The sequence below is a fragment of the Amygdalobacter indicium genome (assembly GCF_029101545.1).
Classification (GTDB): Bacteria; Bacillota; Clostridia; order Saccharofermentanales; family Fastidiosipilaceae; genus Amygdalobacter; species Amygdalobacter indicium.
The window spans coordinates 128,822-141,552 of sequence record NZ_CP118866.1 but is presented as its reverse complement, the minus strand read 5'-3'; the positions used below and the strand labels follow the sequence as shown (position 1 = coordinate 141,552).

10 protein-coding genes are annotated in these 12,731 nt (G+C 43.3%); 1 reads left to right on the top strand and 9 read right to left on the bottom strand.

Translation table 11 applies throughout. The features are described from left to right. Positions 1-71 precede the first annotated feature (71 nt). The 8 genes from PYS60_RS00515 to PYS60_RS00480 all read right to left on the bottom strand — a co-directional run bounded on the left by PYS60_RS00515 (position 72) and on the right by PYS60_RS00480 (position 9,114). Positions 72-1,262, bottom strand: a complete 1,191-nt coding sequence (locus PYS60_RS00515; protein ID WP_315569884.1) for an ABC transporter substrate-binding protein — start codon at positions 1,260-1,262, stop codon at positions 72-74. A gap of 204 nt (positions 1,263-1,466) precedes the next feature. Next, positions 1,467-2,216: a response regulator transcription factor gene (locus tag PYS60_RS00510; protein WP_315569882.1), complete on the bottom strand. Its 750-nt coding sequence runs from the start codon at positions 2,214-2,216 to the stop codon at positions 1,467-1,469. After that, positions 2,216-3,853, bottom strand: a complete 1,638-nt coding sequence (locus PYS60_RS00505; protein WP_315569880.1) for a sensor histidine kinase — start codon at positions 3,851-3,853, stop codon at positions 2,216-2,218. The genes PYS60_RS00510 and PYS60_RS00505 overlap by 1 nt, the downstream gene beginning before the upstream one ends. Positions 3,854-3,918: 65 nt before the next feature. Beyond that, positions 3,919-5,298, bottom strand: a complete 1,380-nt coding sequence (locus PYS60_RS00500) for a THUMP domain-containing class I SAM-dependent RNA methyltransferase (protein WP_315569878.1) — start codon at positions 5,296-5,298, stop codon at positions 3,919-3,921. After that, positions 5,295-6,491, bottom strand: coding sequence for a MalY/PatB family protein (locus PYS60_RS00495; protein ID WP_315569876.1), 1,197 nt, complete (start codon positions 6,489-6,491; stop codon positions 5,295-5,297). The genes PYS60_RS00500 and PYS60_RS00495 overlap by 4 nt, the downstream gene beginning before the upstream one ends. A 155-nt stretch (positions 6,492-6,646) precedes the next feature. Further along, positions 6,647-7,849, bottom strand: coding sequence for an acetate/propionate family kinase (locus tag PYS60_RS00490; protein WP_315569874.1), 1,203 nt, complete (start codon positions 7,847-7,849; stop codon positions 6,647-6,649). 75 nt (positions 7,850-7,924) lie between these two features. Then, positions 7,925-8,911: a phosphate acetyltransferase gene (pta, locus tag PYS60_RS00485; RefSeq protein WP_315569872.1), complete on the bottom strand. Its 987-nt coding sequence runs from the start codon at positions 8,909-8,911 to the stop codon at positions 7,925-7,927. Between the two features lie 29 nt (positions 8,912-8,940). Continuing rightward, positions 8,941-9,114 carry a hypothetical protein gene (locus PYS60_RS00480; RefSeq protein ID WP_315569870.1) on the bottom strand — a complete coding sequence of 58 codons (174 nt, stop codon included), beginning with the start codon at positions 9,112-9,114 and terminating at the stop codon, positions 8,941-8,943. 286 nt (positions 9,115-9,400) lie between these two features. Between PYS60_RS00480 and PYS60_RS00475 the strand changes: the two genes are divergently transcribed. Further along, positions 9,401-10,858: a nucleotidyltransferase family protein gene (locus PYS60_RS00475; RefSeq protein ID WP_315569868.1), complete on the top strand. Its 1,458-nt coding sequence runs from the start codon at positions 9,401-9,403 to the stop codon at positions 10,856-10,858. Between the two features lie 36 nt (positions 10,859-10,894). Here the strand turns inward: PYS60_RS00475 and PYS60_RS00470 are convergent, their stop codons facing one another. Then, on the bottom strand, positions 10,895-12,721 hold the full coding sequence (locus tag PYS60_RS00470; protein WP_315569866.1) for a hypothetical protein: 1,827 nt from the start codon (positions 12,719-12,721) through the stop codon (positions 10,895-10,897). Between the last annotated feature and the right edge of the window lie 10 nt (positions 12,722-12,731).

Genomic DNA, 12,731 nt, shown 5'->3' with positions numbered 1-12,731 from the left:
TTTCGCTTGGTTTCCGGTTAATAACGGACAAGGAAGTACAACCTTTCTTCCTTGTCCTTAATTGACAGCTATTAATGCTTGCTTGCAGCCATTGTAATGAAATCCAGAACACCTTCACCATATGCTTTAGCTAAATATTCCGGGTCTTCGGTTGTCAAACATTTCTTCCAAAAATCAAGATTCTGATCGCCCTTCAGGCAATTGATTTCGCTATTGCCGGAATATGTGCCGATATCCTTGGCTTTAGTATGGAAAGCTGCTTCAAAGCCTTCTTTCGACATCATAAAATGAATAAATAATCTTGCCGTATAAGGACGATCCGTATTTTTTATTATTTGTAAATACATCGGATACATGAAACCGCTGAACGGATTAATTTCCTGTTTATTCAAGGCATTAACTGTCAGATTTTTCTGATTAACACTGTCATCACGCAATTTCGAGAAAACAATAAGGCCGTAATTATTGCCGTTGCCGTTGGACAAATCCGTTGCTATATCGCCGTCACCCGTACCATAGCTGACATTAGGCAAGAAATTTTTCACGAATTGATAACCGGCGTTAGGGCAATCTTCGTCCAACTTAATCTCTTTTTGGAAATGCTCTTTATATGCCTTCTTCAATTTGTCGGCAATTTCAGGTTTGGTCAACATAGCCAGGAAATTCTTATTAACCGACTCCTTACTCAAATCTTTCATGAAAATTTTGCCCTTGTATGCAGCTTCTGTCAGTTCCCATACATTGGTGACACCTTTGGCTCCGTCTTTATTATTGTAAATAAACAACTTATTGTAATAGTAGCAAACTAAAGGTTTTTTCTCCGCCTCTTTAATCTTATCGGCTAAATCTTTCGGAACATAGTTAACGACATAATTATAATTGCGCATTTGTGTTTGCAAAAGATAGGCATCCTGCAAAAAAGCCACATCGGCCGTCGTTTTGCTCTTGGCTTCCAATTCCGTGGTCAACTTGGTATACAAATCCTGCCCGCTTTCATGATAAACGGAACCTTTAATACCGTAGGCCTCCGTAAAAGCCTTCATCGCCTTTTCAATCCGACTCGTAGGAGCATAAACCATAAATTCACCGGCGTTATCGGCCTTGGCTTCTTTCTGTGCCGCTTCTACTAACTCCGTTAATTTCATATTATCTGCAAGGCGGCTGTCTTTATCCTCTTTCTCCGCACTTTTCCCACCTTGTTGACAAGCTGTCAACGTCGTCAAAAGAATTATACTTAATAAGGCACTGCACAATCTTTTCATAAATGTTCCTTCTCTCTTCTGTTCGGTGAAATTAAAAACTTCACTGTTATTAACTTTTACACTATCAGTATAGAAAAAAAGGATTTATACGACTCTAATAATTTTGACAATTTTCTCGAAAAAAATGACTTCTTTTTGTTCTTATCAGCTAATTATTACAAATTTGGCTCCTGCATTTTGTTTATTTTGCACAAATAGATATTTTTAGTTCCTATTGCTTTGATATTCCTTCGGCGTAACGCCCTTAATTTTTTTGAATATTTGAGAAAAATAATTACTATCAGCGATACCGCAGGCTGCAGCAACTTCACTAATCCGCATATCACTGTCCTGCAGTAAATGCGCCGCCTTATGAATCCGATAATATGCAAGATAGTGCCCAAAGGTGTAGCCTGTTTCTTTTTTGAAAGTGCGGCAGAAGTAAGCACTGCTGATATTCAGATGTTCCGCAACACTGTTGCTTGTAATTTCCTGCGCATAATTCTCTCTGACATACAAAACAGCTTGACGAATAAGCGTATTCTTGAAATTAATTTCATCAACAACAGTTTCCTGTACTGCCGTTTGATTCAAACCGACTTTGACCTTAACTTTTTCCAAATTGCTCTGTAATTCTTCGTTTTTGAAAGGCTTCAGCAAATAATCGACAACTTCCAACTTCAAAGCTCGATAAACATAGGAAAAATTCTGATGTGAAGTTAAAAAGATATATTCACCTTTATATCCCTGTTTTATGAGCTGTTCTACCATCGAGATTCCGTCCAACAGGGGCATTTCAATATCGGCGATTACCAAATGAGGCTGCTGCTCCATAATTACTTTTAAGCCATTGGCTCCATTATCGGCTTCACCGACTATTTCACAGCCCATATCTCGCCAAGGGAAAGAATTTATCAGGCCTTTACGGACATAATATTCGTCTTCGACTATAACAATTCGTAAATTATCCGCCATTAATCCTGCGCCTCATACTCCGCTTTTATCGTCACTTTAACTTCCAAACCGTTTTTATTATGCAATTGTATGCCATATCCTTTACCATACGTCAAAGCAACTCTTCTGGCAACATTATACAGGCCCAGATGGCGACTGTAATTTTCGGCGGCAACTAAATCTTTTTGTAATAATCCGAGCTTATCCTCACTTATTCCCGGACCGTTATCCCGGCAAATTAAGACTACCTTGCCGTCCTGCAATTGTGCACTTAATTGCAGCTGTAATGCCGTTTGCGTCTGCCGACCGTATTTTATTGCATTTTCAATTATCGGTTGTAATAATAATTTAGGCAGTAAACAGTCTTCAACTTCTTTATCTATAGTAACAGCATAATCAAAGGCATCATGAAAACGGACTTTTATAATCTCCAGATATAAGCGAATATATTGCCCGTCTTCAGCCAAAGTGACCTTCTCATTCGGACTGTGCGTGTTGTAACGTAAAAGCTTGGCCAAGTTCAGGACCATCATTTCCGCCAGGTCGGGCGAAATTCGACACATATAGTAAATATTATCCAATGTGTTGAATAAAAAATGATTTGTAAATTGACTGCCTAATTGCTTAATTTGCTCATTCGCCACAATCCGCTCCAATTGAGCATTTTCCTGTAATTGGCGCTTAAAGCCTAATAAAAGTTGATTATAAGCGTGACCGATAGCCTGCATTTCCAAACTGCTGTCAATCGTCAACGTATGCTCCAAATTCCCTTTTTCCGCCTGCGCGAGGGCTTCTTTCAGCGTTACAATATCTGCCGCAAACTCCTGCGCCAGGCAACGGGAATTACGTAAACTGAGATAATACAGCAGCAACAGCAATAAGGCGCTTGTTACAGCAATTACCAGTAAAAAGCGGATAAAAGTTGTTACTTCCCACATGGTATAAACTCGTAAACCGAAAGCTGTCAGCGGTATATAGCAAACATAATAAAAACGTCCGCGCCAAAATTTCAAGCCGCGCGTACTGAGCTCAACAGGCAGTTGATTGATAGCATCCAGCACTTTCGTACTGTTCGGAGCTAAAGCCCAATCGTCTTGTTGTACAAGTAAAGCTTGTACCGGCTGCGTTTCAAACAGGCGACTTAAATATTCCGCCTTTATTCGCAGTAAAACATCAGTTTTAACATGATTAAAATTGTCCTTTGTATAATATGCCAACCAAAGTGAATGCGGATAACTGCGGGAAATGCCGCTGACTAAAGTCTTGGAACGATGAGAAGCTTGACTCATAAAATGCCATTGCCTCATCAACTCTTCCTGTTCTTCTTCCCGGACATATCCCATATTGCTTATGTACGGCTTACCGGCAGCATCCAAAAAATACAAATCTCCGCGCACTTTCAGGCAGCGTTGTAAACTGCTGTATTTTTCCATAACGTCATGTTGAAAAGTACTGGAAACACGGCTTAAATTACCGCTGTTAAGCTCGGCTGCAAACTCCAACAGCTCCTGATAATTCTGCAAAGTTGAATTCATTTCTCCGGCAACTTTATAATTAAGTTGATTGCAATAGTGAATAATATAAGTAGAAACAATGCCGACAATAACCAGCAGCATCGCCGCTTCAATTTGCAGAATTCTTTGAAGAATATGCTGCAAAAGCCGGCCCTGCAATTGTTTATAAAACGTATCCGGCCGGGAATTTCCCTTACCTTGCCGCTTCCTTAAAAATATTGATACAAAGTGCATGGCAGCATACCGTTATAAAGCTTACGCCGTTTATTCGCTTTGCAAGATAATTGTTTCTCCAAATCCGCACAGTGCGTAATTAGAGAAAAGCGATATTTCTTTTTTAATTCATAGTAATTATGCTGTCGACGTTCCTGCGCAGTTGCAGCAGCGACAGACGCTTCCTTTTTTTGGAACAAAAGCTGCTTAAACGCCCTATGCAGCCGGGCAACCTGCACCTCATCCCCTAATCTCTCACCATAAGGAGGATTAGCCAGCACAAGCACCCGTTCCGCCTCCTGCACTTGCGGGAACGGCATAATGCCGCCTGAGGCATAAGCCGTTAAATCTGCACACATCCAATTGATATACGAACTTACTCCGGCTCTTTGAGCATTTTCCTGCGCCGATTTAAGAGCTCTCTTATCTATATCCGCCCCGAACAACAAATTATATAAAGGCTGTTGGGCAACAGGCGGTGCATACAAATATGAACGGCTCTCAGCTTCTTTCCTTGCCTGCAAAAATACATTCTCGCCCACCAAGCGCATCTTTTCCGCCCGAAAAGCACGCTTCAACCCGGGTGCCGTATGCGTCAATAACAAAGCCGCCTCAATCAGAAAGGTGCCGGAACCGCAAACCGGATCGAACAGCACTTCCCGATAATTCTCACAATTCGGCAGAAAGTGGGCAAAATATAAAATTGCCGCCGCCAAAGTTTCCCGAATCGGCGCCGGATGGTTCAAAGGACGATAGGAACGTTTATATAAAGCTTCACCGCTTGTATCCAGATCAAGAGAAAACTTATCCCGCACCAAACTGAATTGCAAACGGTCAGACCCGAGATTGCGATTTTCTTCCCAAATTCCGTTAACATTACAAGTCTCTGCTGCCGGAGAATAATTCTGCAAGCGCTTAATTACCGCTTTTTTCAACAGGCGCTGTAAAGCCGGCACACTGCTTAATTTTGAGTCTCGGCTGTAACCGACAATATCTATAAAATAACCGGGGTCCAGATACTTTTCAAAAGGAACAGCGTCTACTGCAGCAATAAAATCGGCAAAATTTTGCACATTAAAATCGATAAGGTGCAGCAATACCCGCTCCGCCGTCCGCAAATTCAAATTCAACGCCGCTACGGCCGCAGGCATCTCTTCCCACGGCACAGTCAGGGCAACTGAAGCATCACTCACAGTAATTTGCGCCGCCTCAAAGCCTAAAGCTGTCAATTCCTGTTTACACGCGCTTTCGACGCCCATCAAAGTCGGCATCCGCAAAACAGCTTGCTCTGCCGGCCGCTTTTGTCCGGGCAGCTTGGCGGTTTTAATTTTACCGTTGAATTTAAGTTCCATAGTTCTCCCCGGTTCGGCACTCATTCGATGCTGTGCAGGTAAGGTGAGATTTTTTCAGCAAAATTATCCAAACAGGCTTGTAACTCCGCTGTCGGTAAGCCGAAATTAAGACGGAAATAATAATCTCCTTCACTGCCGAAATCCGCACCGTCAGCTACAAAGAAGCAAACAGCCCGGAACACTGCCTCAAGTTGCTCTCTTTTCACGCCGAACTTGGCACAATTAACCCAAGCCAAAAAAGACGCTTGTACCGGCATAACTTCGAAGCGATTATCCAAATTGGCAAAAAAATCACGCACTAAATTGTAATTGGTTTTGATGACCTGCAATACTTCCTCCCGCCAAGGTAAAGCCTGCGTATAAGCAACTTCCGTCGCATACAAGCCTAAGATATTAGCCGGCTGAATACCGGAGGCCGCCAGTTCGTTTTGGAACTTTTCCCGCAAATCCGAGCGGGGGATAAAAATATTGGAAGTCTGTAAACCGGGAATATTAAAAGCTTTGGCTGCCGACGTGCAAACCATCGCCGCCTCCGTAAAATCCGTCAAAGCCTTAAAATACATGGTATGCGCAATATCCGGATAGGTTAAATCGGCATGGATTTCATCACTGATTACCATACAATTATTCTCCTGCGCCAACTTCGCCAAGCGGCTTAAATCCGTTGCTGTCCAGACTCTGCCGGCGGGATTATGGGGATTGCAGACAAATAACAACTTAATATTTTCCCGACTGAGCAAAGATTCCAGATTGGCAAAATCCATATGATACATGCCGTCCTGGGCAATCACCAACGGACATTTAACCACTTCTCTTCCCTGTTCTCTGATAACACGATAAAACGGCGGATAAACGGGCGTAAAAATCAAAATTTTATCACCCTCTCTGGTAAAAGCGCGTACGGCCGCCGCTAATGCCGCCACAACGCCCGGGGTAGTAACAATCCACTCCGGATCCAAGGTAACTTGATGCTGTTTTTCAAAAAAATCGCACACCGCCTGCAAATAAGACGGCGTCGGGGCTGTATATCCTAAAATATTATGACCTACAAAGGACTGTAAAGCTGTTTTGATTTCAGGTACAGGTGCAAAATCCATATCCGCAATCGTCAATGGATACATCTTATCATTCAAAGGATCGACTTCATCCGGCACAATGCTCCACTTACGCGAACCTATAGCCCGCCTGTCATTTATGCTCGTAAAATCATATTGCATATCAATGCCCCCGTTTTAATATAAAAAGACTGGGTGCCTCCGCCGAATGCAAAAACACCTAGTCTTGATATTAAGCGTTAACTTCCGCTTTGTCCAGTCGGACAGGTTTTATTTTCCCTACTTTTTCATTACAGAGCCGGTATCAGGTCCGTAAATCATTTCACGTTAACTAATTTTGCCGTATCCTGCGCGATTCTCAACTCTTCATTAGTAGGAATAACCAAAACTTTAACTCGACTGGTCGGTAAGCTGATTTCAGCCAAACCGTGCGTTTTCGCATTTTTCGCCGAATCGAATTGCACACCGAAGTTTTCCAGGCCCAGGCAAACCATTTCCCGGACATCCGCATCATGCTCACCGACACCGGCTGTAAAGACGATGCAATCCAAACCGCCCATAGCGAAGGCATAAGCGCCGATATATTTTCTCACCGCATAAGCAAACATAGCCAAAGCCAATGTCGCTCTCTTGTCGCCTTTATCTTTGGCCGTGCCCAAGTCGCGGAAATCCGAGCCGATACCGGAAATGCCCAACATACCGCTTTCTTTGTTCAAAATACGGTCGACATCCTTAATACTCAAATCCGGTTCACAATCCATCATATATTTAATGACAGCCGGATCAATATCACCGGAACGAGTTCCCATCGGAACACCGGCTAACGGGGTCAAGCCCATGCTTGTATCGACACATACACCGTTTTTCACAGCTGCCAAAGAAGAACCGTTACCCAGATGGCAAGTTACAATCTTCAAATCCTTCGGGGACTTATGCAAATATTCAGCCGCCTGTTCGCTGACAAACTGATGGGATGTACCATGGAAGCCGTAACGACGTACACCGTATTTCTCATAATATTTGTAAGGAACGCCGTACATATAAGCACAGGCGGGCATCGTCTGATGGAATGCCGTATCAAAAACTGCAACTTGCGGCACATTAGGCAAAATCTTGCGGCAAGCCTTGATACCGAGCAAATTGGCCGGATTATGCAAAGGTGCCAACGGAATACAATCTTCGATTGCTTTCAGCACTTCCTGATCAATCAAAACCGACTTGTTGAATTTTTCTCCGCCGTGCACCACTCGATGACCGATAGCATCAATTTCCTGCAAGCTTTTAACTACACCGTGCTCAGCCGATTGCAAAGCGTCCAAAACTGCCTGCATAGCTTCCGCGTGAGTCGGCATCGGCATATCTTGAGTAAACTCTTGTCCTCGGTCATTCTTGTAAATAATTCGACTGCCGTCGATACTGATCCGTTCGCACAAACCCTTCGCATAAACATGGCCGTCTTCCGAACGCATCAATTGATACTTCAAAGATGAACTGCCGGCATTAATAACCAAAATCTTCATTATTCATTTCCTCGTTTCACAATACGCTAAAAATCGAAGAAGCTGTAAGAAACAGCTTCTCCGGCAAATACATCATTATTTCTGAGCCTGAACAGCTGTGATGGCAACAGCACCGACAATGTCATCGGCCGAGCAGCCGCGAGACAAGTCGTTAACAGGTTTAGCGATACCTTGGGTAATAGGACCGTAAGCTTCAGCTTTGGCCAAACGTTGAGTTAATTTGTAACCGATATTACCGGCATCAAGGTCCGGGAAAATCAAAACGTTGGCCTGACCGGCAACTTTGCTGCCGGGGGCTTTGGAATTGGCTACCTTCGGTACAATTGCGGCATCCAATTGCAATTCACCGTCAATTAAGTATTGCGGAGCTTTCGCTTGCGCCAACTTGGTTGCTTCAACTACTTTCTCCGTATCGCTGCTGTGAGCCGAACCTTTAGTAGAATAAGAGAGCATTGCAACTTTGGCCTGCTTACCGGTCAATTGTTCATAAGTCTTAGCCGAAGAAACGGCAATTTCCGCCAAAGCCTCGCTGTTGGGCATTTCATTCAAACCGGAATCGGCAAAAACATAAACGCCGTCGCCGAAGTCACAATTAGGCACAACCATCAGGAAAAATGCTGAAACTAAAGCTGTTCCCGGAGCTGTCTTCACAATTTGCAAAGCCGGACGCAAAGTATCGGCTGAAGAATGGGCCGCACCTGAGACCATACCGTCACAAACATCTTTTTTCACCAACATGCATGCTAAATATTGCGGATCGTGCATAAATTCAGCGGCTTTTTCTTTGGTCATTCCCTTAGCTTTGCGTAATTCGTAGAAAGCTTCAATATATTCGGGTAATTGAGCAAAATTATCCGGATCGATGATTTCCACTTTACTCAAATCCAAGTCTTTGCCGAGTTTATGGATTTTCTCAGGGTTACCGATTAAAACAATATCGGCAAATCCCATCTTGGTGACTTTGCCTGCCGCCTCCAAGACACGGTAATCATCTGATTCCGGCAAAACGATTTTTTTGCGATCCTTTGCGGCACGTTCAATCAAAGTATTGATAAAGGACATTTTTTCCACCTCATCCTAAAATTACATTTTTAGCATTTTGCCCCGGGCAGGCGTTCGGGCGTCCGGATGCGCAAACTGCATAAATCATCAGCTTTTAGTATACCTTTTATTTGACAAAAGATAAATAGTTCGATTGTCGGCTCGTCTTTTTTCTCCGGATCAGAAGCTGTAATAAAAATGCAGATACTTAAAAGCACCTGCATTTCCTTCCCCCTTTACTTTCTCACAAAGGAATTTATCGTGCCTCAAACGAAGCCGCAATATATAGATATTATCTTTCCAATCGCTCGGCATTTCTATATGTTGTGTAGCTCCGTATTGCGTATTGTTTTTTTTGCATTTTTTAATCAGGCTGCGAAAATTAAGGCATAAATCGGGTGTTAAGATTGCAGACCATTTTCGTGAAGACGATGACGCTGTTCTGATTGTATAATATAAAAGATTTAAGAACCATATTTCAGTACTGAATACTATGTAATTGGAGTAAAAATGAAAATTGCCGCGCTTATTGTTGAATACAACCCTTTTCATAACGGTCATCTCAGGCAAATAAAGGCTGTCCGCCGTCTTGTAGGTGCAAGCGGAGCTATAATTGCTTTAATGTCCGGCAATTTCACCCAAAGAGGCGAAATATCCTGCTTAGACAAATTCACCAAGGCGAAATTAGCTGTTAATTTAGGCGTAGACTTAGTATTGGAATTACCGGTACAAGGAGTTTTAAGTTCGGCAGATTATTTTGCCGAAACGGCCATAAGCCTGATACAAGCCCTGAAATTTTGCGATTATATTGTCTGCGGCGCAGAATGCGAAGAGGTCCAACTGTTACAGGGAATCGCCCGCGCCTTTTATTTATTTCAACCGCTCATCGGTGCAAGCTTGACCGACTTGGAAAATAACACCATGCAGAAATATCAGCTGCCGACTGCGGCAACTTTGTCGATTTTACGCAAACAATTTCAGACAGATTTACAGGCAGCACTGAAAAGCGGCATAAATTACGCCGAAGCCAATTGCAATTTATTATTTTCTCCGACTTTTTGGCCGTATATTGCCCCGCTTTTCCCGCAGCGGGAACTTGAAGCAGGCGAACTGCAAACAGCCGTCCGCCACGCCTTGCAACAGCCGAATAATATTTTGGCTATTGCTTATTATAAAGCAGCTTTATCCGCCGACGCCGGGGCCGGGGCTACTCTTGCTGCAAAAATTCGGATTTTACCCCGAGAAACCGGACCTGATTTGCAATCTGCCCATGCTTTGAGGCAATTAATTACTGCTGCAGAAAATTCTCCTCACCGCTTGCTTAACAGTTTGATAGACTATCTGCCGCCTATAAGCTTGGCTACATTAATTAAAGCGGCCCAAAAAGGTACGCTGATGACCTGCGAAAAGCTGCAACCGTCGTTGTCCTTAGCCATCGCTGCCGCCGGCCTGCTCAAAGATTTCCCCGATTCTGCAAACTTGCTGCCGACTACCGATTTCTACCGCAAGCTGTCCGCAATTCTACCGGATTTAATAGCGCAAAAAGGCTCATTTGAATTTGCCGCCAAAAGTTTAAGCCACAAAGGTTTAACGGTTGCCAATTGCCGGCGTAAACTTCTGCGCCAACTGCTGAATCTGCCGGAACCTGATAAAGTGACATTAAATCGTTTGTGCAGCAACGCTCAATATTTGCGTGTTCTGGCATACAGCAGCTATCCCGGGAAATCACTGCTTAAACATCTCAGCAAGTCAATAGACACACCGTTAATTATGCGTTTCAGCGATTTGGTCCAAAAACAAAATTATATTACCGGCGCTGCCGACTTTGCCTATCAAAGTTCGTCCGACTATCGTGCTGCCAATTATTACGCTTTGCTCAGTCAAAATGCAGCGGCTCTGGAACAAAACAACTACCCGGCGCCGATCAAACGTGCGACCAAGCGCAAAAAATCCGCCTGTTCCGAGTAAACGCAACAAGCGGATCAACAGATGCGGAAGTAAGAATTATTTCTTTTGCAACAATTTAGCACCGCAACCGAACAGGAGCGCAGCTGTAGCCAAAGCTGTCACGAGATAATACACAGCGAAAATCGCAGGTAAATAGCACTTTGTCAGCCCGGAAGCGGCAGCATCGAATCCTAAGCTTTTGCCGAAATTAAGGAACACCGCCAGCGCCGGAACGGCAAGTATAAGCAATTCCGTAACAATGTTATTCAGCATGGGCATGAAGCCTTTCAACTTACGCACCAAATCCGTTTCAATATCAAAATCGAAGTTGACCCTTATAATACTGAAAAACAGACTCAATTGTATAAATGTGACATACAAACCTACAATCAGGCAAATCAGCATGACCGCCGTAAGCACCGGCAAAGATGCGAAAATTGTCAGCAATAATATTAAAAGCAGCATGAAAGCGACAACAAATACCGAACTGCCGTGTTTCAAAGCGAACTGATATTTTACGGCTATATAGGTTGTAAGCGGCAACGGTAAACTTTGATAAAATCTGAAATCTTTACCGTCCCGCATAAATTGGTTCGCCGTCGCCGTATCCGACCAGAACAGGAAAACCAGAACAATAGTCAGGACAAAGGCAACCGGATAATTAGCCATGGAATCCCAATGAAGCGTACGCATGAAATTGCGCAATGCTTCCAAATAGATACTGCTGTTTTGCAACATCTCAAGCACTTTGCTGCCGCCGACTTTGAAGAATCCACCTATAACTATGCATGCCAGAATATAAACCGGCATTAGAATCGGCGTAAGCAGGAAATAAGTGTACAATTGCGGATTGCGCTTCAGCAGAAAATAATCGATTTTCCGATAACTTTTATATACCGATAACGGCGCTAAAGCTTTGGCCGCCTGGGTCCGATTCAGACGTTTGGCGCCGGTGCCGGCCGAGCCGTTCAGACAACTTATTAATACTAAATATTTCTTATTAGCATACAGCAATACCAAAGATGTACCGAGAGCTACTAAAATTAAAGAAAACAGTAAAGAAGCATAGGAACGTAGATTATTATCAGCTAAAATTCCTTCTAAGAAAATATTCGGCCACAGGAAAAGGTCTTTAACGACAGTCCAAGGCGAGAGGCCTTTATGAGTAGCGATCTTTTGCATAACATTTCCCAGCGAGCCGGCGTTACTACCCATAACATTGCCCAACACGCCTAAAGAAATAGCCACAAACATATAAAATATATTAACAACTTTAAGGAAGCGATCCTTGTTTTTGAAAAGTTTAACTCGCCCGACCAGAAGTAACATCAGCAATAAAAGCAGCATTTTACTGGAAAGCGACGCTAAAACGATATAAATTCCGACTTTGGCCATGGCATTCAGGCCCAACTTATAAGCGCAGGCTAAAGCTGTCGGCAAAATGACGCAACCGTCCATCAACACGCAATTACTGTACAGATAATCAAGGATTTTGCCCATGGTCAACGTCCTCGATGGCAGCGGCAAAGTTGCATAGAAAAGAATATCTTTGCTCATAAAAAGGCTGGAAATCGAGTACATGAAGCTGAATAAAATCGTAAAGAATAGAATGCTGAATCCGGCCATGTTTATCAGTGTCGGATAATCAATTTTAGCATTATATCCCATGTATGCGAGAAAAAAGATAAAGGCCAGCGAGATGACTTTAGAAAACACACTGCGGGCCAGACGTTTCACGCTCGGCGAGATATTCAAATTATGCTTGAATAGACTTATTTTGCTCTTTTTCTCCATAGATTGCGCTAACATGGCGTTCATTTCACCGCCGTGCATCGTCTTCAACAAGGCGAAAAAGGGACTGCGTTTTTTTAATTTTTTCAGCATAAGTCGCACC